This is a genomic window from Aestuariirhabdus litorea (assembly GCF_003864255.1).
Lineage (GTDB): Bacteria > Pseudomonadota > Gammaproteobacteria > Pseudomonadales > Aestuariirhabdaceae > Aestuariirhabdus > Aestuariirhabdus litorea.
The window spans coordinates 934,989-956,666 of record NZ_QWEZ01000002.1; the positions used below are offsets into that span (position 1 = coordinate 934,989).

Consider the following 21,678-nt stretch of genomic DNA (forward strand, 5'->3'; position numbering starts at 1 on the left):
GCGAGGTGCGCCATCGCGTTTCTAAACGGAATCACACTGTTACTGCTGTGCCAGCTGGCGGGCGAGGTATCGGTGCGGCTGCTCGCGCTGCCGGTACCCGGCCCGGTGGTGGGCATGTGTTTATTGCTGCTGTGGCTGCTGGCGCGGGGGGAGGTACTGCCCTCGGTCGATACCGCCGCCGGCGCGCTGCTTGCCCACCTGTCGCTGCTGTTTGTACCCGCCGGGGTAGGGCTGATGGCCCACTTTACCCGCCTGGGGAGCGAGTGGATGCCGCTGCTGGTAGCGCTGGTGGCCAGTACCCTGATTGGTATGGTGACCACGGCGCTGGTGATGCAGTGGTTGATGAAAGGCAGAGTGCGACGGGGTGATGAACATGATTGAGCCCGATTTGATGGAAATCTGGGTCTACCTCAGTGCCACTCCGCTGCTGGGGCTGACGCTGACGCTGGTGGCCTACAGCCTGGCCTACCGGCTCTACCAGCGTTCGGGTGGGCGACCGCTGCTCAACCCGGTGGTGACCAGTGTGGCGCTGTTGATTGCGGTGCTGATGGCCACAGGCACCCGCTACGAAACCTATTTTGAAGGGGGGCAGTTCGTCCACTTCCTGCTGGGGCCGGCCACGGTGGCGCTGGCGGTGCCGCTCTATCAGCAGTGGGCGCGCCTGCGGCGCATCTGGTGGCCGCTGCTGGCGGGGCTGTTGGCGGGCAGTGTCACCGGCGCACTCAGCGCCCTGTTGATTGCCCGTGGACTGGGGGCCAGCCTCGAAGGGCAGCTGTCGCTGGCCCCCAAGTCGGTGACCGCGCCGGTGGCCATGGGGATATCGGAGCAGATCGGTGGTATCCCCTCGCTGACAGCGGTGCTGGTGGTCAGTACGGGCATTCTGGGGGCGGTGGCGGGAACCCGGTTGCTTAGCCTGATCGGGATTCGTGATGACAGCGTCAAGGGGGTTGCCATGGGAGTGGCCGCCCACGGCATTGGCACCGCCCGCGCCTTTCAGGTCAGCCAGCAGATGGGGGCTTTTTCCGGACTGGCGATGGCGTTGTCAGCGGCGATCACGGCCTTGATTCTGCCGCCGTTACTGAGCCTGTTCGGCTGACCCTGTTGCCATAGCCGAGCACTTCTCATTTCTGTGGGTGTTGCCGGGCCGTTGCGGCCCCCCCCTTCGCTTGACTCCCGGGGGCAGGGGCATAGACTGTTTGGACGGTGCACCATCGCACCCTCAAGGATAACCAAAGGGGCAAGTTATGAGCGTACAGATAGGCGATCGAATTCCCTCCGTCAGTCTGCGGGTGATGGGGCCCGAGGGGCCGGAGCCGGTGACCACCGATGAGCTGTTTGCGGGCAAGCGGGTGGTGATGTTTGCGGTACCCGGCGCTTTCACTCCGGGCTGCTCCCGTACCCACCTGCCGGGCTTTGTGGTGCAGGCGGATGCCATCAGGGCCAAGGGGGTGGATAGCATCATCTGTACCTCGGTCAATGATGCCTTCGTGATGGCCGCCTGGGGCCAGGCCCAGAACGCTGAGGCGATCATCATGCTGGCCGATGGCAACGCCGAGCTGGCCTCGGCGCTGGGGCTCACCAAGGACGCCTCGGCCTTTCAAATGGGTACCCGCAGCCAGCGCTACGCGATGATCGTCAATGATGGCGTCATCGAGTTGTTGAATGTGGACGAGAAGGGGATCGACCTCAGCAGCGCCGAAACCATTTTGAATGCGCTCTAGCGCGACCATCGTAAAGCAGGAGAGAGAATGAACAGCATTGGACGCGCGGCCCTGGTCCTCGCCGCCCTGTTATTGGCCGGTTGCCAGAGTGCCTATTACAGCGCCATGGAGCAGGTGGGTATCCACAAACGCGATATCATGGCCGACCGGGTCGAGGAGGCCCGCGATGCCCAGGGGGAGGCGCGCGACCAGTTCAAATCGGCGCTGGAGCGCTACCGCTCGGTGGTGACTGTCGAGGATCAGCCGCTGGCCGATAAGTACGATGAGCTGAACAGCGAGTATGAAGCCAGCCGCGATGCGGCGACCGAGGTGAGCGATCGCATCGCCGCGGTGGAGTCGGTTTCCGAGGCGCTGTTCGATGAGTGGCGCGAGGAGCTGAAACTCTACTCCAACGCCAGCCTGCGCAAGCAGAGCCAAAGCAAACTGGTGGCCACCGAACGCAAATACCAGAGCCTGATCAAGGCGATGCGACGCTCGGAAGCCAGAATGCAACCGGTATTGTCGGTGCTGCAGGATCAGGTGCTGTTCCTCAAGCACAACCTCAATGCCCGTGCCATCGACGCCCTCAAGGGGGAGTTGAAAACCATCCAGACCGATGTCGGCCGCCTGGTGGCAGAGATGGAGCGATCCATTGCGGAGTCGGAGGCATTCCTCAAAACCTTGCAGGAGGGATAGTGATGGAACTGTCGGTAGAGATCAGTTTTTATCCGCTACAGGACGAGTACAAGCGGCCGATACTGGCGCTGATCGATGAGCTCGCCCGTGAACCGGGGCTGGAGGTGATTCCCAATCGAATGAGCACCCAGCTGTTTGGGGACTACGATCTGCTGATGGCGGCCCTGACGCGGCTGATGAAACGCTCCTTCGAACTCCACGGCACCGCCGTGTTTGTCGCCAAGTTTATCAACAGCGACCGTCGCCCCAGGGGCTGATCAGGCGCGTGCCTCCGAGGGTCAAAGGGCTTGCTTGCAGGCCCTTTTTTTGCGGCTGCGTTATAGTGAATAAAGGCAGTGGTGGAGGGGCGAAGGCATGTGGGTGACCAGGGAGGGTCGATGACGGAGCGGGAGAAGGGGGTCGAGGAGGTCCGTGTGTTTGAGGCTTTTGTACGCGCCTCGGGGCTGCCGGTTGCCCTCCATAGCGTGCGCAAATGTTACCCCCCCAAACCTGATATACGCTGCCAGTACCTTAACGGTGACTGGGTCTACTTCGAGTTGACCGAGTTGTGCGATGAACGCCTCTTCAAACCGGATGCGGTGGCTATCGAGCGCCGCGGCGAGCCCCGTGCCACGGAGGCGGTCGAACGTATCGTGCACAACAAACTGGGCAAACAGTATCCGGTTGAGCTGCCGGTGGAACTGCTCTGTTATACCCAGGGGAGGCTGGGGGTTGAGGACGGCGCACTGGAGGCTCAGGTTCGCGCCCTGGTGGCGGCGGACCCAGGCCCCTTTGTGCGGGTCTGGTTCCTCGGTGAGCAGCGGGTGGATCAGGTTTGGCCCCCCGCCGGGTAACGGCGACGGTAAGGCGATACAGGTGTCAGGCATTGATTGAGCGACTGACCAGTGAGCGGTTAGAGATCACCCCCCTGCGGCTGGCGGACGCCGGGGATATCCTGCGGCTGCTCAACGACGCCGACTTCCTGCGTTTTATCGGCGATCGAGGGGTGCGCACCCTGGAGGACGCCTGCGATTACCTTCGCCGGGGCCCGCTGCAGAGCTATAGCCGGCACGGCATTGGACTGTGGCGGGTGGGGTTGCGGCAGACGGGAGCGATGATAGGGGTCTGCGGCCTCCTGTGTCGTGAGCCGTTGGAGATGCCGGATCTGGGGTATGCCCTGCTGATGGAGTTTCGTCACCAGGGGTATGCCCGCGAGGCCAGCCAAAGGGTGCTCGACTACGCCCGTGACGGGTTGCAGTTGCCGCGGGTGCTGGCGTTGGTGGACCCGCTCAATGAGGACTCCATTGGCCTGCTTAACCGGCTTGGTTTCCGCCCCCTCAAACAGCTGCAGTTGGAAGCGCAGGGACCCTCACTGTTGCTGCTGGTCAAGCGGCTGGCGCCGCGGTCAGGACCTCTTAGAGTAACTCCGGCTCCGTCCCGAGGCGGCGCGTGCTAGCCCCTTTGCTGGCGCTTACGCCGGGATGGGGGTAGGCTGACTTCGCCTTTCCATTCGTTTCAGGAGCCTCCCTATGGTTGTGCTGCATCACCTCAATAACTCGCGATCCCAGCGTATCCTCTGGCTGCTCGAAGAGCTGGAGATTCCCTATGAGGTAAAACGTTATGAGCGTGATCGGGTCACCCGGCTGGCGCCGGAGGCGCTGCGCAAGCTGCATCCGCTGGGGAAGTCGCCGGTGATTACCGAGGGTAAGGTGACGGTGGCGGAGTCGGGTGCCATCATCGAGTACCTGCTGGAGCAGCATGGACAGGGGCGCCTGCAACCCGAGGGTGAGGCAGAGCGCTTGCAGAGTCGCTATTGGCTGCATTACGCCGAGGGGTCCCTGATGCCCTTTATGGTGATGAAACTGGTGCTGGATAGCATGGCAACGGCGCCCATGCCCTTCTTTATCCGGCCCGTAGCGAAGATGATCGTCGGCAAGGCGGTGGCGGGGTACATCGCGCCTAACCTGAGTACCCACCTGGATTTTATTGAGCAGCACCTGGCGAAGAATTGCTGGTTTGCCGGTGACCGGATCACCCTCGCGGATATCCAGATGAGCTTTCCGCTGGAGGCGAGCCGCGCCCGCGGCGCGCTGGGCGACCGGCACCCCCATATCTCCGCCTGGGTGGAGCGGGTGCATCAACGACCCGCCTACCAGCGGGCCCTCAGGGCCGGAGGAGCGTACGATTACGCCTAAGGCAAGGGGGGCAGGAATCGGGTAAACTGCGGTTTGCCCCAACCATTGATGGACTCTGTCATGCTAACCAAGTTGATGCGCTTGCTGACCTTTACCCTCTGTGCGCACCTAAGCCTGTCGGCCGCCGCCGCCACCATACTGGTGGATGAGGGACACGGGCAGCGCTTCTCGGTGACGCGTGAGGGCGAGCTGCAGCTCAGCGGCCTCGCCGCACTGATCGAGGGTGCCGGCCACCGGCTGCAGACCCACCATCGACAGTTGAACGAGGCCGATCTGGCGACGGCCGATGGCCTGATCATCTCCGGCGCCTTTTCCGCTTACTCCGACCAGGAGATCCGCGCGATTCGCCAGTTTGCCCATGGCGGAGGGCGGGTAGCGATCCTGATCCACGTCGGCCCCCTCAACGGCCCCCTGCTGGCGGGGCTGGGGGTGCTGGTTTCCAACAGTGTGTTGTTCGATATGGATAACAGCGTAGGGCAGAACGGGCTCGATTTTTCGGTGCGCAGCCTCAGCGATCACCCCCTGTTTGAGGGGATCGACAGTTTCAACCTTTACGGCGCCTGGGCGCTGAACGCCTCGGCGGTGACCGCCACCAACATCGCCTTTACCGGTGAACAGGCCTGGATCGACCTCGAGGGGCGCCGTGCGCCGGAGCATAACCCGGTGGGCGTTTGGCCGGTGGCGGTATCGGTCAGTATGGGGTTGGGTGAGATCGTGGTGTTTGGCGACGACGCCATCTTCCAGAACCGGTTCCTGAAGGAGAACAACCGCCGCCTGGCCGATAACCTGGTCAACTGGCTGGTGGGGGGGCGCCTGCCACGTGGGCAGACCGCCTCCCTCTAGCGTCTCACCCCCGTCCGCTGGCGCCACTGGCCAGCGCCCGGATCACCACCTGCCGGGTGTGGGCCGGGTCGATCACCGCATCGATCTCCAGGAACGCGGCCGCCTCGGTGGCCTTGCCGTTTTCGTAGAGTTTATCCAGCAGGCTGTTAAAGAGGGCTTCGCGCTGTGCAGGGTCCGTCTCGGCCGCCAGCTCCTTGCGAAAGCCTAGCTGTACCGCCCCCTCCAGCCCCATGCCGCCAAATTCCCCCTGAGGCCAGGCGGCGGTGTAGATCGGCCGGTGAAAGCTGCCCCCCGCCATTGCCATGGCCCCCAGCCCGTACCCCTTGCGCAGGACAATGCAGGCCAGTGGTGGCCGGAAGCGGGCGCCGGCACTGAACAGACTGGCCAGGCGGCGCACCGCCCCCTGGGCCTCGCTGTCGGGGCCCACCATGAAACCGGGAGTGTCGCAGAGGGAGAGCAGTGGAATGGAGAAGCGATCACAGAGTTCGATAAAGCGGGCCGCCTTTTCCCCGGCCTCGCTGTCAATGGCGCCGCCCAGCACGCCGCAGTCGTTGGCGATCAGGCCGACCGGTTTGCCCTCGAGGCGAATGAAAGCGGTGATGAGGGCGCGCCCAAACGAGGCCCGCAGCTCCAGCACGCTGTCTCGATCGGCCAGGGTGTGAATGAGGTCGCGCACCTTATAGGCAAAACGTCGGTTCTCCGGCATCAGGCTGCCGATCGACTCCTGGGGAGGGGCGCTCCACTCAGGCCGTGTTCCCTGGAAGTAGCCCAACAGTTGCTGGGCGGTGCGGGTCGCCTCTGCTTCGTCGTCGACCAGGATATCGATGACGCCATTGGTACACTGCACCTCGGCAGGGCCCACTTCGGAGGCCTCGAAGCGCCCCAGCCCGCCCCCCTCGATCATCGCCGGGCCCGCCATGCCAATGGAGCTGCTGCGGGTGGCAATGGTGAGGTCGGCGCAGCCGAACAGGGCGGCGCTGCCGGCAAAGCAGTAGCCGTTGTTGATGGCGATGCGGGGCACCAGCCCCTCGAGCCCCGCCCACAGGGCAAAGGTTTGCAGGTGCAGGCCGGCAATCATGGTGTGGATGTCGGTATCGCCGGGACGCCCGCCACCCCCTTCGGTAAACATCACCACCGGCAGGCGGTTCTGGCGAGCCAGGGTGAGGATGCGGTCGAGCTTGTGGTGGTGGAAGTAGCCCTGGGTGCCGGCCAGTACCGAATAATCGTTGACCACCACCGCCACCTGGCTGCTGGCTGCACCAAAATGGTCCGCGTTGATGGTGGCGAGACCGGTAATCACCCCGTCGGCGGCGGTATCGGTGCGCAGCTTGTCGAGGCTGTGGCGCTGGCGCTGGGCGGCAATCGCCAACTGCCCGTGCTCGATAAAGGAGCCGGCATCGCAGAGCTCGGCCAGGTTCTCCCGCGCACTGCGGTAACCCTGCCGGTGGCGTTTCTCCACCGCCTCGGTGCGGGCCCCGTCGAGGGTATTGCTCAGGCGCTGCTGCAGCTCCTCGAGGGCGCGGCAGGGGGCAATGGGCGCCTGCACCGCGCCAGTCTCCGGCGGGTGTCCCATCGATTCCCCCTCCCGTACCTGCTGGATGTGCGCCAGAAGGGTGCTTTTCTGGATGGTGTCGCCCACACCGACGTGTAGTTCTGTAAGGGTTCCACTGCAGGGGGCATCGACCCGGAACTGGGTTTTCATCGACTCGAGGGTGATCAGCTGCTGTCCGGCGTTGACCCGCTCGCCCGGGGCAACGTGAAGCTCGACGATGGCGGCGGCCACCGGCGCGCTGACAGGGATGGATGTGCAGGATGAATCTGGCATGGGGCCTCGCAGGGATCTTCTGTGGTTGTCCTGTCGCCCACCGCAGCCGGTGAGCAGTCAGGCTCAACAGTAACAGGAATCCCGGTGGTGACCGAGAGGTGGGGCCCTGATATAAAGCGGATGAATAGCGGGGGTGCCGGATCACCCCCGGTGGTGTGTGCGGCGGGGTTAGTGGCTTGCGATGGTGTTGGCGATCGCGTTCCCAACCGCTTCGGTGGTGGCGCTGCCGCCCAGGTCCGGGGTGTGAGGGCCCGCCAGCAGGCTGGCTTCGATGGCGCTGAGGATGGCGTCGTGGGCTTGTCGGTAGCGGGGTTCGCCGTTGCCGAGGAAGTCGAGCATCATCGCCCCGGACCAGATGGTGGCAATGGGGTTGGCGATCCCCTGGCCGAAGATATCGGGGGCAGAGCCGTGCACCGGTTCAAACAGCGAGGGGGTGGTGCGTTCGGGGTTGAGGTTGGCGGAGGGGGCAATGCCGATGGTGCCGGCGCAGGCGGGGCCGAGGTCGGAGAGGATGTCCCCGAACAGGTTGGAGGCCACCACTACGTCAAAGCGCTCGGGGCTAAGCACAAAGCGGGCCGCCAGGATGTCGATGTGGTATTGGTCGACCCGTACCTCGGGAAAGGCCCGGGCGTTTTCGGCCATGCGCTGGTCCCAGTAAGGCATGCTGATCGCCATGCCGTTGGATTTGGTGGCGGAGGTGAGGTGTTGTTTGGGGCGCTGGCGCGCCAGCTCCAGGGCGAAGCGCTGCACGCGATCGACCCCAAGCCGGGAGAAGCTGGACTGCTGGATCGCCACCTCCCGTTCGGTACCGGGATAGAGGATGCCGCCCACATCGGAGTACTCCCCTTCGGTGTTTTCCCGCACCACCAGGAAGTCGATATCCTCCGGTTTCTTGCCCGCCAGTGGGCAGGGCACGCCGGGCATCAGTTTGACCGGGCGCAGGTTGATGTACTGGTCGAACTCGCGGCGAAAGCGCAGCAGCGAGCCCCACAGCGAGATGTGGTCCGGCACCACCTCGGGCCAGCCGACGGCGCCGAAGAAGATCGCCTCGAACTGACTGAGGGTGGTGAACCAGTCCGGCGGCAGCATCTCGCCGTGGCGTTGGTAGAAGTCGGCGCAGGCCCAGTCGAAGTGGGTCCACTCGATCTCGATATCAAAGGCGGCGGCGGCGGCCTCCACCGCGCGAATGCCTTCGGGCATCACCTCTTGTCCAATACCGTCGCCGGCGATTACGGCAATCTTGTGGGCGGGCATAGCCATCTCCTTGCTGGGGGGAGCCCTATCATAGCGAATAGCGTGTAAGGGGGGGAGGGGTTGGTGGGGTGCAAAGGCGCAGGTACAATGCGTGCCACTTATCAGCCGTCGCGGGAGCCGGGGATGTCGACCCTCAGGGATTATTTTCACGCCGAGATCATTGGTGGCAAGGAGAAGCGCTTCTCGTGGTGGAAGGTGCTGCGTCGCGCCCGGCGCAGCAAGCGCTGCAACTACCTGTTCTGGTTTCGCATCGCCAACCAGCTGCACGGCAGTAAAAACCGTACCCTCAAATCCCTCGGCAACAGCATCGGTGACTGGCTGGTGCGGCGCTACAGCATTGAGATTATGCTCGGTGCCGAGATCGGTGAGGGGCTGATGATCGGGCACAATGTGGGTATCGTGATCACTAAACAGGTGCGGATCGGTAAGAACTTCATGATCCTGCAGAACACCACCATTGGCACCGACAACAAGAGCAGCGACCCCATCGTCATTGGTGACAATGTGAGCGTGGGTGCCAATAGCTGTATTATTGGCTCCGGTATGCGTATCGGTGATAACGTGACCATCGGGGCGATGAGCTTTGTGCATCGGGATATTCCCGACAACCATACCTTTATCACCGAGAAAACGTCGCGCTGCTGGGTGACCCCCAACGCTGAAGGTTAACACCGGCACTCGCTGCCGACGGTCACCCTCTCCCTCTGGGGCAGGGCGCTTTCTCTACTATTTCAACACAAGGTCAAACTAAGGTGAAACGCGTGGTCAATATTCTGCTTGGGATCGCCATCGTGGCGGCGGCGTTCTTTTTAATCCAGTCGGTAACCTCCAAAAACCAGAAGGCGGCTGCCGAGAATGTGCGCGCCGGCGAAGCCTTCCTGGTGGACAATGCCAAACAGGAAGGGGTGCAGACCACCGCCTCAGGCCTCCAGTTCAAGGTGTTGCAGGCGGGTACCGGCAGCGAGCATCCCGGAGCGACAGACCGGGTGCGGGTGCATTATCACGGTACCCTGATTGACGGCTCGGTGTTTGACAGCTCCGTGGAGCGTGGCGAGCCCATCAGCTTTGGTCTCAACCAGGTGATTCCCGGCTGGACCGAGGGGGTTCAGTTGATGGTGGTGGGGGAGAAGACCCGCTTCTTTATCCCCAGCGCCCTGGGCTACGGCAATCGCTCCGCGGGCTCGATCCCGCCGGGTTCGGTGCTGGTCTTCGATGTCGAGCTGCTGGGCATCAACGAGTAAACGGACGGATCCGTGAATCCCCTCGACTGTTACGGCTGCACTTGTCCCTGGTGTGGTGAAGCGATCTCCCTGTGGGTTGAGGTCACCCAGCTGGAGCAGCAGTGGAGCGAGGATTGCCCGGTCTGTTGCCAGCCGATGGAGCTGCGGGCGACCCTTACCCCCGAGGGGCAGCTAGAGCTGGTGGCGGAGCGCGATAACCCCTAGGTGTTTCCGCAAGGGGCGCTATCAAGCCCCCCGTTGCCAATTTCGCCAAACTGATAAAAAATAGTTATCAGTGGTGTCAACAACTATCCATTGGACAGCCCCGTCTGAGCGGGAGACACTGCGCTTTTCGTGTGGCTATTCGGCACTGCTGCCGACCTTCAGGAGTTCTCTTATGTCCCAATCCATCAGTGCGCAGGAGCTGCGTCACCGTATCCGCCGTGGTGAACACACCGGCAACACCTCGGGGTTTGCGCCCGGCTTTGTGCAGGGCAACCTCTGCATCCTGCCCCGCGACTGGGCCAATGAGTTCCTGCAGTTCTGCCAGCTCAACCCCAAGCCCTGCCCGCTGGTGGGGATGGCGGCCAACCCCGGAGAGTATCGCCTGCCGAGCCTGGGGGCGGATCTGGATATCCGCACCGATATCCCCAGTTACCGCATCTTCCGCGACGGCAAGCTGGTGGAGGAGGTCACCGATATCAGGAGCCAGTGGCGCGATGACCTGGTCACCTTCGTTCTGGGGTGCTCCTTCTCCTTCGAGGAGGCGCTGCTGGCCGATGGCCTGGAGGTGCGTAACGTCACCGAAGGGGTGAATGTGCCCATGTACCGTACCAACATTGCTTGCCAGGGCGCGGGCCGCTTCAGTGGCTCCATGGTGGTCAGCATGCGGCCGATGAAGGCGGCCGATGCCATTCGTGCGGTACAGATCTGCACCCGCTTCCCCTCCGTCCACGGTGCCCCGGTGCACCTGGGCGACCCACAGCTGATAGGGGTGGCGGATATCAACCGCCCCGACTTTGGCGATGCCGTCACCATCCAGCCTGGTGAGCTGCCGGTGTTCTGGGCCTGCGGGGTGACCCCTCAGGTGGCGCTGGAGCAGGCGCGACCTCCCTTCTGCATTACCCACAGCCCCGGCTGCATGCTGGTGACCGACCTGCCCAACAGCCGCCTGGCGGTGATGTAAAAACAGTAATCTATCAGTGTAACGCCCAGGCGTTACCGGGAGTCGACGATGTTACGTTTGAATTGCGATCTGGGTGAGAGCTTTGGTGCCTGGACCATGGGCATGGATGCGATGGTGATGCCCCATATCGATCAGGCCAATATCGCCTGCGGTTTCCACGCCGGGGATCCGGTGGTGATGCAACAGACCCTGGCCCTGGCCAAGCAGCACGGTGTGATGGTGGGGGCTCACCCCGGCTACCACGACCTGGTGGGGTTTGGCCGCCGCTCGATGAACTGTCAGCCCCACGAAATCGAGGCGCTGCTGATGTATCAGGTGTCGGCCCTCGACGGCATGGCGCGGGTGCAGGGGATGGAGCTGGAGTACGTCAAGCCCCACGGCGCCCTCTACAACGACATGATGGCCAACGAAGGGGTGCGGGCGGCCATCATGGGTGCCATCGCCAGCTACCATCGCCCCCTGGTGCTGATGTTGCAGGCGACGCCGCAGGCGGAGCTGCACCGGGAGGAGGCCGAGCGCAAGGGGATCAAGCTCTGGTTTGAGGCCTTTGCTGATCGCTGTTACGACGACGATGGACGCCTGCTGGCCCGGACTCGCACCGGCGCGGTGCACAGCCGCGAGCGGATGCTGGAGCAGGTACAGCAGCTGGCCGAGGAGCAGACGGTTACCACGGTCAGTGGCCACCGCCTGTCGCTTAGCGTCGACACTCTCTGTGTGCACGGGGATAACGCCGAGGGGGTGGCGGCCATCGAAGCGATTCGGGAGGCGATCTCCTGATGCGTGTCGAGATTGCGGGCGAGAGCGCCCTGATCCTCTACTTTGGCGAGCAGGCCACGCCGGCGGTGTCGGCGCGGGTGCAGCAGGTGGCGCAGGCACTGCGGGAGCGGCTGGGGGAGACCCTGGTGGACCTGGTGCCCTCCTACGCCTCTCTGCTGGTGATCTACGATCCGCTGAAAACCGACCACTTCGCGGTGCGGGCGGCGATCCATGGTCTGCCCGCCGCGGGGGAGACGGTCGCCAGTGGCGAGGGTCGGCTGGTGACCCTGCCGGTCTACTACGCCGAGGAGGCGGGCCCGGACCTGGCTGCGCTGGCGCAGCGGGCGGAGCTCAGCATCGACGAGGTGGTGCGGCTGCACCAGCAGACCGAGTACCGGGTCTATGCCATCGGTTTCGCCCCCGGCTTTGCCTATCTGGGGGAGGTTGATCCCCGCATCGCCGCGCCTCGCCTGGCCACCCCCCGCCAGCGGGTACCCCGCGGTGCTGTGGCCATTGCGGACCGGCAGACGGCGGTCTACCCGGCGGTCTCGCCAGGTGGCTGGAACCTGATTGGTCTCTGTCCCCAGCGGATGTTTGATCCCGATGCGCAGCCCAGCATGCCGGTGGCGGTGGGGGACCGGGTTCGATTTGAAGCCATTGACCGCGAGCGCTTCCTAGCGCTCGGTGGCGAGTTGGGGGAGGTCGTATGAGTGCGTTGGTGGTCAAGCAACCGGGCCTGCTGAGCCTGCTGCAGGACAGTGGCCGTTTCGGGGCCCACGGCGTAGGCCTCACCTGTGGCGGTCCCCTCGACCCATGGGCGTTTCGGGTGGCCAACCGGTTGTGCGGCAATAGCGACGGGGCCACCGCTCTGGAGGTAGGGTTTGGCGGCCTGGTGCTGGAGTCCGAAGGGGACGGGGTGATTGCCGTGACCGGGGCCGAGCTGGATCTCAAGATAAATGGCCAGCGGGCTAGCCAGTGGCGCAGCCACCGCATCGCTGTCGGCGATCGCATCGAGCTGGGCTACGCCCGCACAGGAACCCGCGCCTACCTGGCGATTGCCGGTGGCTTTGATGTGGCGCCCCGTTTTGGCAGTACCGCAACCGTGGTGCGCGAAGGGGTGGGCGGGCTCAATGGCGGCCCCCTCAAGCCCGGCGATCGCCTGCCGTTTACGGTGCCCCACAGCGTCGAGCTGTGGCAGTTGCCTCAGGCGCTGCGCCCCCGCTACGGCGACGCCGCTACTCTCAGGGTGGTGCTGGGTTACCAGCAAGCCGCCTTTAGCCGTGAGCAGCAGCTGCGCTTCTTTCAGGGGGAGTACCGGGTGACGGATCGCTCCGACCGGATGGGGTTTCGACTCGAGGGGCCGGCGATCGCCTCCTCCCTGGACGGTATCCTCTCCGAGGGGATCTGTCACGGGGCGATCCAGGTGCCGGCCGACGGCCAGCCCATTGTGTTGATGAACGACCGGCAGACCATTGGCGGCTACCCCAAACTGGGGTCAGTGATTGCCCTGGATACCGCGCGCCTTGCCCAGCTTGCTCCGGGGGCCATCGTGCGCTTTGAAGCGATCAGCCAGGAGCAGGCTCACAATCTTAATGCGTTGGCGGCGGCCCGCTGGCAGCGGCTGACCCTTGACCCGGTTTGAACTGGAACTAAAAAATGACAAATGCTCGTCTTGATGGAAAAAAACTGAGTGCGGATGAAGAGTTGGCGCTCAGTCTCCGTATCGAGGATCTGCTGGTGGCGCGCAACCTGCGCGGCATGAAAACCGTTCAACCGGCGCTGGAGCCCGGCTACTGCCTGCGGGCGGCACAGATGCTGCGGGGGTGTCGGGGAGTCGTACTGATCGGCACCGGGTTTCCTGTGGTGGATACCTTCGAGACCGACGGGCCGGTGGGTGCCCTGGCTCTCTACCACAGTCTGGAGGCGTTGGGGGCGGAGCCGGTGATCGTGTGCGGTCCACCCATCTCCCGCGCGCTGGCGGCCAAATACCGGGTGCACGAGATCCGTGTCGGCGATCACGATGAGCGCGAGGAGGAGGCGAAAAAGGCGCTGCAGTATTTCCAGCCCGAGGCGATTATCTCTATCGAGCGCCCCGGTATGGCGAGCGATGGCGGCTATTACAACATGCGCGGGGAGAGCATCAGTGCCCGCACCGCCTGCTTCGACACCTTCCTGCTGCAGGGTAGCTGTCCCACCATCGCCATCGGCGATGGTGGTAACGAGATCGGCATGGGCAACGTCAGCGATGCACTCAAGGCACTGGATATTGTGCCGGCGGCCACCGGCTGTGACGAGCTGATCCTGGCGGATGTCTCCAACTGGGGTGCCTACGGCATTATCTCCTTCCTCTCCCTGTGGAGCGGGGTGGACCTGCTGGCGATGATCAAGCCGTTGCAGATCCTGCAGTACCTGTCCGCGTTGGGAAGCGTCGATGGCGTGACCCGGGTGAACGAGCTCACCGAGGATGGGCTAGCGGTGGAGGAGGGGGAGTCCCTGCTGCTGCAGCTACGCCGGGTAAGTGGCTTCGAACCGGCTGACGATGCGGATTCGTAACCTCAACAGCTTTATCAAGGTCGCCAGCCTCGGCAGTTTCCACGCGGCGGCGCAGCAGCTGCATGCTTCCCAGCCGGCGATCTCGGCCCGCATCGCCAGCCTGGAGGAGGAGCTGGGGGTGCAGCTCTTCCAACGGGACAAGAGTGGTACCCGGCTGACGGCCAGGGGGATGCAGCTGCTCCCCTTTGCCCGCAAGCTGGTGGCGGTGCACGAAGAGATGAAGGCCCAGCTGCGGGATAGCGCCCCCCAGCGAGGAGTGGTTCGGGTCGGGGTGGCTGATACCCTGGCACAGCTATGGATGGCGCCGCTGCTCAAGCGCTGGCAGCGGCAGTTTCCGCTGCTGCAGTTCGAGTTCAGTGTCGACCTCTCCCACGAGCTGTGGCGGGCCCTGCATGAACACGAGCTGGACCTGGCGCTGATGGTAAGCGAGCAGGCCAGTGGCGAACTGGTGGTAGAGCCACTGAGCGCCTGCCAGCAGTGCTGGGTGGCCTCACCGGCCTTGGGGCTTAAGGGCGAGGCTGCACTCGAGACCCTGCTGCGCCACCCGATCCTCAGTTTTCCCCGTAACACCCGCCCCTGGCGTTATCTGCAGGGGTTGCTGGCCCCCCTTGCCGAGCAAACGGAGGCGGCAGAGCCGATTCTTTACACCTGTAGCTCGGTGGCCAACCTGATGACGCTGGCGGAGCAGGGGTGCGGTGTGGCCCTGCTGCCGGAGCCCCTCGTGAGAGCGGCGTTGGAGCGGGGGGTATTGCAGCGGATCGGTCTCGACCCCGAGCCGCCGTTGCTGGAGTTCTGCTGTGCCTGGCGGTTGGACGATGAGCGCTTGCTGCCTCGCCTGCTGGCGGAGGAGGGGCGACGACTGATGGAGGGGGCTGCGGACGGTTAGCGTAAAGACGGTGCAGGCAACAGCACGGGCTTTATATCGTGTGTTTTTCTATTTTCCGAATTATTATCTGCTAATGAGCGAATTACAGAGAATAATTCTCTGGAATTCAAAGTATTCTGTCCGGCCGAATCGGTGCCTCGTCTCCACAGGCCGGGCCCAGCACGACGCTATAAGAAAGGGGGCAGGGAGCCACCCGACCAAGCTGTCCCGGGAGCGGGATCGTACCGGCAACGCCGGTGTCGAAACAGACTAACCATCGACTGTGAGTGCTTTTGTATGAGTATTGTTTACCTGAATGGATCCTATCTGCCTATCGAAGAGGCGCGTATTTCTCCGTTGGACCGGGGCTTCCTGTTTGGCGATGGCATCTACGAGGTGATCCCCTCCTACGAGGGGCGGATGGTTGGCTTTGGCCCCCATATTGACCGTATGCAGAACGGCCTGGCCGCACTGGGGATTCAGTTGGGATGGGACCACGCCCGCTGGCGCGAGCTGTGCGACGCCCTGATTGAGCGCAACGGCGGTGGTAATCTGGGCATCTATCTGCACGTCAGCCGCGGCGCCGATACCAAGCGTTTCCATGCGTTCCCGGAGGGGGTGGAGCCGACTGTGTTCTGCATGGCGTTCGAGATTCCGCTGCCGCAAAAGGCCGACCGCACCACGGCCCATGGCTACAAGGTGTCGGTGGGTGAGGATCTGCGCTGGAAACGCTGCAACATCAAGTCGACGGCGCTGCTGGGTAACGTGCTCCACTTTCAGGAGGGCTACGCCGCCGGCAACAACGAGATCCTGCTGTTCAATGCCGATGGTTTCTTGACCGAGGCGGGTGCCTGCAACGTCTTTATTGTCAAGGACGGGGTGGTCATTACCCCCAAGCTGGACAACCAGATCCTGCCCGGCATTACCCGTTTAATGATTCTCGACATACTGCGCAAGGATGGATCCATCCCGGTGGAAGAGCGCGATGTCAGTCGTGATGAAGTGATGAACGCCGATGAGGTGTGGATCACCAGCTCCTCCAAGGAGATGGCACCTGTCATCGAAGTGGATGGCAAGCCGGTAGGTGACGGTCGTGTAGGCTCTGTTTGGGAACAGGCGACCAAGCTCTACAGCGCTGCCAAGTTCGACTACTGAGTTGACCCTTTAGGCACACGGAAGCCCCGGGTTTCCGTTTTACCGGCGCAGCTCGCTGCGCCGGTTTTTTATCCATTTTTCTTCCCTGGCCCGATCTGGAGGTTACCCATGGGACGCCCCGCCAAAGCCTCAATAGACCTCAATGCCCTGCGGGCCAACTATCGGCTGGCGCAGGAGGTGGCTCCCCACTCGCAGAGTCTCGCCGTGGTGAAAGCCAATGCCTATGGGCATGGTGCGGTGGCTTGCGCCCGGGCGCTGGAATCCCTGGCCCCTGCGTTTGGGGTGGCCTGCATCGAGGAGGCGCTTAAGCTGCGGGCGGCGGGGATCAGCAAGCCTATCCTGCTGCTGGAGGGGAGCTTTACCGCCGATGAGGTGGCGATTGCTGCCCGCGAAAACTTCTGGCTGATGGTGGAGAACGAGCAGCATATCGAACAGATTCGCGCCAGCCACCCGGATCACCCGGTGCAGGTATGGATCAAGGTGGATACCGGTATGCACCGGCTGGGGATGGAGCCCGCACAGCTGCCAGCGGTCTATGAGACCCTGAAGGGCTTGCCCCAGGTAATGGATGAGATGGTCATCGCCACACACTTCTCCAGTGCCGACAGCCTGGACGACCCCACCACGCGTCTCCAGATCAAGACTTTTTCCCGCGCCTGCGAAGGGCTGGAAGCGCCCCGTAGCCTGGCTAACTCAGCGGGCCTGATGGCCTGGGCCGATGCCCGTGCCCAGTGGAACCGGCCGGGCTTTATGCTCTATGGCGCCTCCCCCTTCGACCGCCCCCAGGCGGTTGCAGACCGGTTGCGGCCGGTGATGACCCTCAGCAGTGGGGTGATCGGCTTGCGACAGGTAGCGGCGGGGGAAGCCGTGGGCTACGCCCGTAGCTGGGTGGCCCAGCGCCCCTCCACCATCGCGACGGTGGCGATCGGCTACGGGGATGGATACCCCCGTCATGCACCCAGCGGCACCCCGGTGCTGGTCAACGGCCAGCGGGCACCGCTGGTGGGGCGCGTTTCCATGGATATGATCACCGTCGATGTGACCGACCTGCCGCCGGTATCGCTCAACGACCCGGTGGTGCTGTGGGGCGCGGAGCTGCCGGTGAATGAGATCGCCGCCTGCGCCGGCACCATCGGCTACGAGTTGCTGACCCGCATGACGGGGCGGGTCCCCTTAAGTTATCGGGGCGGTGACGAGTAGGGTTCGCAAGTCGTTGCGCAGGGTCATTGCGCTCGGCTAGCATAGGCTACTACCGTCCCCGCCTTTGCAAGGAGTCCGTTATGCCGACCTACCAAGGCAGCTGCCATTGTGGTGCTGTGCGCTTCAGTTTTGAGCATCCTCCGATCGAGCGAGGGCTGCGCTGCAACTGCTCATACTGTGCCCGTAAGGGCGCCCTGATGACTCCGGAGGTGATTGCCCGTGAGGCGTTGCGGATCGAAGCCGACGACGAGGTGTTGGGCCTCTACCAGTTTGGCAGCGGTGTCGCCAAGCACTACTTCTGCAAGCAGTGTGGTATCTATACCTTCAATGAGACGCTGCGCAAACCAGGGTTTTTCCGCGCCAACCTGGGGTGCCTGGAGGGGGTGGATACCGAATCCTTGCCAGCGGACCTGTTCGATGGGCGCCACATGCTCTGACCTTTCCCTGCGCATCCGGCCTTATCGGCCCGAGGATGCCGCCTCCCTGGTGAGTCTCTTTCATCGGGCGGTGCATGGGATTGGTGATGAACTCTACAGCGCAAAACAGCGAGAGGCCTGGGCGCCGACGCCCCCCGATGGCGACTGGTGGCGGGAGCGGTTGGCTCGGATGCAGCCCGAGGTGGCCTGGGTCGGCGCACGGGTGGTTGGTTTTGCCTCGTTGTTGGTCACTGTGAGCGGCTCGCCCCGGTCGAGCCTTCATCAGGGTCATATCGATTGTCTCTTTACCCACCCGGCGTTCCAGGGGCAGGGAGTCGCCAGTGCCCTGCTCGGGCAGTTGACCCAGCAGGCCCGGGCAAAGGCCGTTGCTCTCCTTACCGTTGATGCCAGTCGGGTGGCGCAACCCTTTTTTGCCGCCAGGGGCTTTGAGGTGGTTTGCTACAACCGGGTGCCGCTGCGGGGGGAGGTGCTTGAAAACTGTTCGATGCGACGGCGGCTGACCCGCTGAGTTGCGCCGGGGAGCGGCCCCGAAGCGGTCTGGTTAACTGGCCGGGATCAAAGGCCTGAGGTGTTGCGCCTCACCCGTTGGAGGTTAGGGATGCTAAGAGGAAGCTGTTTGTGTAAAGGGGTGGTCTACGAGGTGGAGCAACTGGATTCAGCGATCCAGCACTGCTCCTGCCTGAGCTGCCAGAAAGCCCACAGCGCGGCCTTCAACACGGCTGCGGCGGTTGAAGATCGCCATTTTCACTGGGTGCAGGGGCAGGAGCTGCTGCGTAGCTTTGAGTCCTCGGCGGGCAAATGGCGCTACTTTTGTGGCCGGTGTGGCTCGCAGCTGGTGGCGCGGCGCGAGGGTCAGCCCTGGGTGCTGCGGGTGGCCTCCCTTGATGATGACCCCGGGGTGCGGCCGGTTCAGCGTATCTGGGACAGCCATCGACGCCCCTGGCTGGCGGACAGCGATGAGCTGGTGGGCTACCCGGAGTGGGAGCCGGGGCATTAAGGGGTTTCTGGCGCTGGCAGTGAAATCATGGTGTTCGACGTAGAGTTTTAAGGAGAGGTTGTGGTCGAGTTGTCGGTGTTGCTGGTCTTTATTCCCACTTTTTTTCTGGTCTCCATCACCCCGGGGATGTGCATGACCCTGGCGATGACCATGGGTATGACCATCGGTGTGCGGCGTACCCTGTGGATGATGTGGGGGGAGCTGCTGGGCGTTGGCCTGGTGTCCGTGGCGGCGGTGATTGGTGTGGCGGCGATCATGCTCAACTACCCGAGCCTGTTTCTGCTGCTAAAGTATGGCGGGGGGGGCTATCTGGTGTGGTTGGGTATCCAGATGTGGCGCTCACGGGGCAAGATGGTGATCAGAGAGCAGGTCGAGGAGCTGCCTCCGGTGCCGGGTCGGGTGCTCTTTATGCAGGGCTTCGTGACCGCCATCGCTAACCCCAAGGGGTGGGCGTTCATGATCTCCCTGCTGCCCCCCTTTGTGAACTCCCAGGCCGAGTTGTTGCCCCAGCTGATGGTGTTGGTGGGTATCATTCTCTGCAGCGAGTTCATCTGTATGCTGGGTTATGCCAGTGGCGGACGCCAGCTGCGTCGTTTCCTGCAAAAAAGCGGTAATGTGCGCCTGTTGAACCGTATTGCCGGTAGCCTGATGATCGGGGTGGGGGTATGGCTGGCGTCGGGTTGATGGGCCAGAATGGATGAGGAGGTGGAGCCATGCTGCAGCGGAATGATACCGCACTGCTTTTTATCGATGTGCAGGGCAACCTGGCCACACGGGTTGCCCGGCCTGAGGCACTGTTTCAGCGCCTGGAACAGCTGCTCCGTGGATCATTGATTCTGCGTCTGCCGGTGATCTGGATGGAGCAGAACCCCAAGGGGCTGGGGGGGACACTGCCGCGCTTTGTAGAACTTTTGGAGGGGCGGAGCCCGCTGGCCAAGCAGAGCTTCAGCGGCTGGGCCGAGCCGGAGATTCGGTCGGCGATAGAGGCCTCCGGGGCGAGCCAGTTGCTGTTGTGCGGTATCGAGGCTCATGTCTGCGTTTACCAGACGGCGCGGGATCTGCTGGCGGCGGGGTACGCTGTGCATCTGGTGACCGATGCCGTTTCCTCCCGCGATCCAGCCAATAGCCAGATAGCCATAGAGCGACTGGTTTGTGAAGGGGCTCGATTGACCAGTGTCGAGATGGCGTTGTTTGAGTTAGTCGGGCGGGCGGACGACCCCTGTTTCCGGCAACTGCTAAGGGTAATCAAATAGAGGCCTGAGAGGCGGGGGAGCTATTGTGGAAGAGGTGATTGATGAGCTGCGTGAGTTGGCCGAAAGCGTGCCGGTTCCGTTGGAGTTGCCCACTGAGGATGAGCTGGTGGAGGTGGAGGAGCAGATCCTTATCCCGCTGCCCTATGAACTGAGGCGCTTTCTGCTGACCGCCAGCGATATCGTCTATGGCACACTGGAACCGGTCACCGCCAGTGACCCCCAACTGCATACCTATCTGCCGGAAGTGGCGTCTGTAGCCTGGTCGCTGGGGCTACCGCGAGAGTATGTACCGCTGTGCGAGGATCGTGGGCGTTACTATGCGGTGGATGCGCAGGGAGAGGTGCTGCTATGGACGGAGGAGGGGATCGATGAGGAGCGTTGGGAGTCGGTATGGCACTGGGTGCGCGATATCTGGATGGAAAGCTAATGCGTTTCGCTGGGCGTCGCCTGGGGCTGACCGCGATGCTGCTGTTGGGGGGCTGTAGCCTGCTGCCTGCGGCTGATCCGGGTTGGAGCCAGCCAGCGGCGGCCAATAATACCTGGGTCTATCGTTGCGATCAGGGGCTGGAGGCGGTTGCACGGGCAGAGGGGGAGCGTTTGTGGTTGTTCTTGCCCCGCCAGACCCTCTCGCTGGAGCGGGTCGGTGGGAGCCAGGAAAGTCGTTTTCAAAGCGAGTCGGTGACGCTCTTACGCACCACGACGGGGGCGCAACTCAGGGTTGGAGAGCAGAGCTACCAGTGTGTTAATGATCCTCGAGCGGCTGTCTGGGAAGCGTCTAAGCTGAACGGCTTCGATTTTCGAGGGGTTGGCAATGAGCCCGGTTGGTATCTGGAGATCGGCCGGGGAGTCCCTTCGCAACTGGTCACAGATTACGGGTCTACGCGGTTGGTGTTTGACCTGCCCGAAGCTGAAACAGAGAGCACTGCAGGCGTAACGCTTTACCGCATACCGCAAGAGAAACTGGCGATTCGAATTGAAGCCTTATCCTGCAACGACAGCATGAGCGGAGAGGTTTTTTCGTCGCGGGTTGAGGTGGTTTGGGGAGCGCTAAGGCTCAGGGGGTGTGGCCGTCCGCTGCACTAGGCGCTGCAGGCAAGGGCAAGCCAGGAAATTTGACTGGGGTTTGTTGGGGAGGGTGCGGCGGGGTATGCACCCCGCCGCGACAGAACTGGTCGTTTAGCTTAGATAGCTACAACGTTCTCAGCCTGCAGGCCTTTCTGGCCTTGAGTCACGGTGAACTGTACTTTCTGGCCTTCGGCCAGGGTACGGAAACCTTCTGACTGGATAGCGCTGAAGTGTACAAACACATCAGGGCCAGACTCTTGCTCGATGAAGCCGAAGCCTTTAGTTTCGTTGAAGAACTTTACGGTACCAGTGGTGGTGTTAGACATTGCTTAAAATCCTGTAATACAAACACGAATTGCCCCAGGGGGCGTTGTTGCTGAAAAGATGGGGTATTTCTTATGTCTACAGGACGAACTTCTTGGAATGCGTCTTACGGTAACCATACAATACAGCCATACCTTCAGGCTGTAATCGAGTTTACACGCTATACGAGTGGCGT

Annotated in this window: 30 protein-coding genes; 27 read left to right on the top strand and 3 right to left on the bottom strand. The window is 63.0% G+C overall.

Annotation, left to right across the window (positions count from 1 at the left end; all coding sequences use genetic code 11):
* The first annotated feature begins 54 nt into the window (after positions 1–54).
* The 9 genes from D0544_RS14435 to D0544_RS14475 all read left to right on the top strand — a co-directional run bounded on the left by D0544_RS14435 (position 55) and on the right by D0544_RS14475 (position 5,413).
* The gene (locus D0544_RS14435; RefSeq protein ID WP_279387282.1) at positions 55–381 is read left to right on the top strand and encodes a CidA/LrgA family protein; all 327 of its coding nucleotides are present in this window, start codon (positions 55–57) and stop codon (positions 379–381) included.
* On the top strand, positions 374–1,096 hold the full coding sequence (locus tag D0544_RS14440; protein ID WP_125017344.1) for an LrgB family protein: 723 nt from the start codon (positions 374–376) through the stop codon (positions 1,094–1,096). The genes D0544_RS14435 and D0544_RS14440 overlap by 8 nt, the downstream gene beginning before the upstream one ends.
* 148 nt (positions 1,097–1,244) lie before the next feature.
* Entirely contained in the window at positions 1,245–1,721 is a 477-nt protein-coding gene (locus tag D0544_RS14445; protein ID WP_125017346.1) for a peroxiredoxin, read from the top strand.
* 27 nt (positions 1,722–1,748) lie between these two features.
* Positions 1,749–2,396, top strand: coding sequence for a DUF2959 domain-containing protein (locus D0544_RS14450; protein WP_125017348.1), 648 nt, complete (start codon positions 1,749–1,751; stop codon positions 2,394–2,396).
* A 2-nt stretch (positions 2,397–2,398) separates the two neighbouring features.
* Entirely contained in the window at positions 2,399–2,653 is a 255-nt protein-coding gene (locus D0544_RS14455) for a hypothetical protein (RefSeq protein WP_125017350.1), read from the top strand.
* 120 nt (positions 2,654–2,773) lie between these two features.
* Entirely contained in the window at positions 2,774–3,229 is a 456-nt protein-coding gene (locus D0544_RS14460) for a hypothetical protein (protein WP_125017352.1), read from the top strand.
* A gap of 32 nt (positions 3,230–3,261) precedes the next feature.
* On the top strand, positions 3,262–3,831 hold the full coding sequence (locus tag D0544_RS14465; RefSeq protein ID WP_207905894.1) for a GNAT family N-acetyltransferase: 570 nt from the start codon (positions 3,262–3,264) through the stop codon (positions 3,829–3,831).
* Between the two features lie 73 nt (positions 3,832–3,904).
* Positions 3,905–4,570 carry a glutathione S-transferase gene (locus D0544_RS14470; protein ID WP_125017354.1) on the top strand — a complete coding sequence of 222 codons (666 nt, stop codon included), beginning with the start codon at positions 3,905–3,907 and terminating at the stop codon, positions 4,568–4,570.
* Between the two features lie 60 nt (positions 4,571–4,630).
* Positions 4,631–5,413: a DUF4350 domain-containing protein gene (locus D0544_RS14475; RefSeq protein WP_125017356.1), complete on the top strand. Its 783-nt coding sequence runs from the start codon at positions 4,631–4,633 to the stop codon at positions 5,411–5,413.
* A gap of 4 nt (positions 5,414–5,417) precedes the next feature.
* Here the strand turns inward: D0544_RS14475 and D0544_RS14480 are convergent, their stop codons facing one another.
* Both D0544_RS14480 and D0544_RS14485 read right to left on the bottom strand, forming a co-directional pair.
* Positions 5,418–7,238: a carboxyl transferase domain-containing protein gene (locus D0544_RS14480; RefSeq protein ID WP_125017358.1), complete on the bottom strand. Its 1,821-nt coding sequence runs from the start codon at positions 7,236–7,238 to the stop codon at positions 5,418–5,420.
* Positions 7,239–7,406: 168 nt separating this feature from the next.
* Positions 7,407–8,492, bottom strand: a complete 1,086-nt coding sequence (locus tag D0544_RS14485; RefSeq protein WP_125017360.1) for a tartrate dehydrogenase — start codon at positions 8,490–8,492, stop codon at positions 7,407–7,409.
* A gap of 123 nt (positions 8,493–8,615) precedes the next feature.
* Here D0544_RS14485 and D0544_RS14490 point away from each other — a divergent pair, with 123 nt between their 5' ends.
* The 18 genes from D0544_RS14490 to D0544_RS14575 all read left to right on the top strand — a co-directional run bounded on the left by D0544_RS14490 (position 8,616) and on the right by D0544_RS14575 (position 21,197).
* Complete coding sequence (locus D0544_RS14490; protein ID WP_125017362.1) at positions 8,616–9,161, top strand: serine acetyltransferase; 546 nt, start codon at positions 8,616–8,618, stop codon at positions 9,159–9,161.
* A 92-nt stretch (positions 9,162–9,253) separates the two neighbouring features.
* Positions 9,254–9,733 (top strand): BamJ family beta-barrel-assembly machinery protein, encoded by a 480-nt coding sequence (bamJ, locus tag D0544_RS14495; RefSeq protein ID WP_125017364.1) that lies wholly within the window; start codon positions 9,254–9,256, stop codon positions 9,731–9,733.
* Positions 9,734–9,745: 12 nt separating this feature from the next.
* The gene (locus D0544_RS14500; RefSeq protein WP_125017366.1) at positions 9,746–9,937 is read left to right on the top strand and encodes a zinc ribbon domain-containing protein; all 192 of its coding nucleotides are present in this window, start codon (positions 9,746–9,748) and stop codon (positions 9,935–9,937) included.
* 172 nt (positions 9,938–10,109) lie between these two features.
* A complete protein-coding gene (locus D0544_RS14505) occupies positions 10,110–10,898 on the top strand; it encodes a putative hydro-lyase (RefSeq protein ID WP_125017368.1) in 789 nt (262 codons plus the stop codon).
* A 48-nt stretch (positions 10,899–10,946) separates the two neighbouring features.
* Entirely contained in the window at positions 10,947–11,675 is a 729-nt protein-coding gene (locus D0544_RS14510; RefSeq protein ID WP_125017370.1) for a 5-oxoprolinase subunit PxpA, read from the top strand.
* A complete protein-coding gene (pxpB, locus tag D0544_RS14515) occupies positions 11,675–12,364 on the top strand; it encodes a 5-oxoprolinase subunit PxpB (RefSeq protein ID WP_125017372.1) in 690 nt (229 codons plus the stop codon). Before D0544_RS14510 ends, pxpB begins: the two co-directional genes overlap by 1 nt.
* Positions 12,361–13,296 carry a 5-oxoprolinase subunit C family protein gene (locus D0544_RS14520; protein WP_125017374.1) on the top strand — a complete coding sequence of 312 codons (936 nt, stop codon included), beginning with the start codon at positions 12,361–12,363 and terminating at the stop codon, positions 13,294–13,296. Before pxpB ends, D0544_RS14520 begins: the two co-directional genes overlap by 4 nt.
* A 14-nt stretch (positions 13,297–13,310) precedes the next feature.
* The gene (locus tag D0544_RS14525) at positions 13,311–14,207 is read left to right on the top strand and encodes a DUF4392 domain-containing protein (RefSeq protein WP_125017376.1); all 897 of its coding nucleotides are present in this window, start codon (positions 13,311–13,313) and stop codon (positions 14,205–14,207) included.
* The gene (locus tag D0544_RS14530) at positions 14,194–15,093 is read left to right on the top strand and encodes a LysR family transcriptional regulator (protein ID WP_125017378.1); all 900 of its coding nucleotides are present in this window, start codon (positions 14,194–14,196) and stop codon (positions 15,091–15,093) included. The genes D0544_RS14525 and D0544_RS14530 overlap by 14 nt, the downstream gene beginning before the upstream one ends.
* Before the next feature lie 276 nt (positions 15,094–15,369).
* On the top strand, positions 15,370–16,227 hold the full coding sequence (locus D0544_RS14535; protein WP_125017380.1) for a D-amino acid aminotransferase: 858 nt from the start codon (positions 15,370–15,372) through the stop codon (positions 16,225–16,227).
* Positions 16,228–16,335: 108 nt separating this feature from the next.
* Positions 16,336–17,427, top strand: a complete 1,092-nt coding sequence (gene alr, locus D0544_RS14540; RefSeq protein ID WP_125017383.1) for an alanine racemase — start codon at positions 16,336–16,338, stop codon at positions 17,425–17,427.
* Between the two features lie 80 nt (positions 17,428–17,507).
* Entirely contained in the window at positions 17,508–17,864 is a 357-nt protein-coding gene (locus tag D0544_RS14545; RefSeq protein ID WP_125017385.1) for a GFA family protein, read from the top strand.
* On the top strand, positions 17,845–18,372 hold the full coding sequence (locus D0544_RS14550; RefSeq protein ID WP_243647348.1) for a GNAT family N-acetyltransferase: 528 nt from the start codon (positions 17,845–17,847) through the stop codon (positions 18,370–18,372). Before D0544_RS14545 ends, D0544_RS14550 begins: the two co-directional genes overlap by 20 nt.
* A gap of 90 nt (positions 18,373–18,462) precedes the next feature.
* Positions 18,463–18,861 (top strand): GFA family protein, encoded by a 399-nt coding sequence (locus tag D0544_RS14555; RefSeq protein ID WP_125017387.1) that lies wholly within the window; start codon positions 18,463–18,465, stop codon positions 18,859–18,861.
* A gap of 60 nt (positions 18,862–18,921) precedes the next feature.
* Positions 18,922–19,545 carry a LysE family translocator gene (locus tag D0544_RS14560; protein ID WP_125017389.1) on the top strand — a complete coding sequence of 208 codons (624 nt, stop codon included), beginning with the start codon at positions 18,922–18,924 and terminating at the stop codon, positions 19,543–19,545.
* A gap of 29 nt (positions 19,546–19,574) precedes the next feature.
* Entirely contained in the window at positions 19,575–20,114 is a 540-nt protein-coding gene (locus tag D0544_RS14565; protein ID WP_125017391.1) for an isochorismatase family protein, read from the top strand.
* Positions 20,115–20,139: 25 nt separating this feature from the next.
* Positions 20,140–20,541, top strand: coding sequence for an SMI1/KNR4 family protein (locus D0544_RS14570; RefSeq protein ID WP_125017393.1), 402 nt, complete (start codon positions 20,140–20,142; stop codon positions 20,539–20,541).
* The gene (locus tag D0544_RS14575; protein ID WP_125017395.1) at positions 20,505–21,197 is read left to right on the top strand and encodes a hypothetical protein; all 693 of its coding nucleotides are present in this window, start codon (positions 20,505–20,507) and stop codon (positions 21,195–21,197) included. Before D0544_RS14570 ends, D0544_RS14575 begins: the two co-directional genes overlap by 37 nt.
* Positions 21,198–21,295: 98 nt before the next feature.
* Here D0544_RS14575 and D0544_RS14580 read toward each other — a convergent pair whose 3' ends face one another.
* Positions 21,296–21,505 (bottom strand): cold-shock protein, encoded by a 210-nt coding sequence (locus D0544_RS14580; protein WP_125017397.1) that lies wholly within the window; start codon positions 21,503–21,505, stop codon positions 21,296–21,298.
* Positions 21,506–21,678 lie beyond the last annotated feature (173 nt).

Coding starts and splice junctions, on each gene's coding strand:
- D0544_RS14440 (WP_125017344.1), top strand. CDS start 374: ATGATTGAGCCCGATTTGATGGAAATCTGGGTCTACCTCAGTGCCACT.
- D0544_RS14445 (WP_125017346.1), top strand. CDS start 1,245: ATGAGCGTACAGATAGGCGATCGAATTCCCTCCGTCAGTCTGCGGGTG.
- D0544_RS14450 (WP_125017348.1), top strand. CDS start 1,749: ATGAACAGCATTGGACGCGCGGCCCTGGTCCTCGCCGCCCTGTTATTG.
- D0544_RS14455 (WP_125017350.1), top strand. CDS start 2,399: ATGGAACTGTCGGTAGAGATCAGTTTTTATCCGCTACAGGACGAGTAC.
- D0544_RS14460 (WP_125017352.1), top strand. CDS start 2,774: ATGACGGAGCGGGAGAAGGGGGTCGAGGAGGTCCGTGTGTTTGAGGCT.
- D0544_RS14470 (WP_125017354.1), top strand. CDS start 3,905: ATGGTTGTGCTGCATCACCTCAATAACTCGCGATCCCAGCGTATCCTC.
- D0544_RS14475 (WP_125017356.1), top strand. CDS start 4,631: ATGCTAACCAAGTTGATGCGCTTGCTGACCTTTACCCTCTGTGCGCAC.
- D0544_RS14480 (WP_125017358.1), bottom strand. CDS start 7,238: ATGCCAGATTCATCCTGCACATCCATCCCTGTCAGCGCGCCGGTGGCC.
- D0544_RS14485 (WP_125017360.1), bottom strand. CDS start 8,492: ATGCCCGCCCACAAGATTGCCGTAATCGCCGGCGACGGTATTGGACAA.
- D0544_RS14490 (WP_125017362.1), top strand. CDS start 8,616: ATGTCGACCCTCAGGGATTATTTTCACGCCGAGATCATTGGTGGCAAG.
- D0544_RS14505 (WP_125017368.1), top strand. CDS start 10,110: ATGTCCCAATCCATCAGTGCGCAGGAGCTGCGTCACCGTATCCGCCGT.
- D0544_RS14510 (WP_125017370.1), top strand. CDS start 10,947: ATGTTACGTTTGAATTGCGATCTGGGTGAGAGCTTTGGTGCCTGGACC.
- pxpB (WP_125017372.1), top strand. CDS start 11,675: ATGCGTGTCGAGATTGCGGGCGAGAGCGCCCTGATCCTCTACTTTGGC.
- D0544_RS14520 (WP_125017374.1), top strand. CDS start 12,361: ATGAGTGCGTTGGTGGTCAAGCAACCGGGCCTGCTGAGCCTGCTGCAG.
- D0544_RS14525 (WP_125017376.1), top strand. CDS start 13,311: ATGACAAATGCTCGTCTTGATGGAAAAAAACTGAGTGCGGATGAAGAG.
- D0544_RS14530 (WP_125017378.1), top strand. CDS start 14,194: ATGCGGATTCGTAACCTCAACAGCTTTATCAAGGTCGCCAGCCTCGGC.
- D0544_RS14535 (WP_125017380.1), top strand. CDS start 15,370: ATGAGTATTGTTTACCTGAATGGATCCTATCTGCCTATCGAAGAGGCG.
- alr (WP_125017383.1), top strand. CDS start 16,336: ATGGGACGCCCCGCCAAAGCCTCAATAGACCTCAATGCCCTGCGGGCC.
- D0544_RS14545 (WP_125017385.1), top strand. CDS start 17,508: ATGCCGACCTACCAAGGCAGCTGCCATTGTGGTGCTGTGCGCTTCAGT.
- D0544_RS14550 (WP_243647348.1), top strand. CDS start 17,845: ATGGGCGCCACATGCTCTGACCTTTCCCTGCGCATCCGGCCTTATCGG.
- D0544_RS14555 (WP_125017387.1), top strand. CDS start 18,463: ATGCTAAGAGGAAGCTGTTTGTGTAAAGGGGTGGTCTACGAGGTGGAG.
- D0544_RS14565 (WP_125017391.1), top strand. CDS start 19,575: ATGCTGCAGCGGAATGATACCGCACTGCTTTTTATCGATGTGCAGGGC.
- D0544_RS14575 (WP_125017395.1), top strand. CDS start 20,505: ATGGCACTGGGTGCGCGATATCTGGATGGAAAGCTAATGCGTTTCGCT.
- D0544_RS14580 (WP_125017397.1), bottom strand. CDS start 21,505: ATGTCTAACACCACCACTGGTACCGTAAAGTTCTTCAACGAAACTAAA.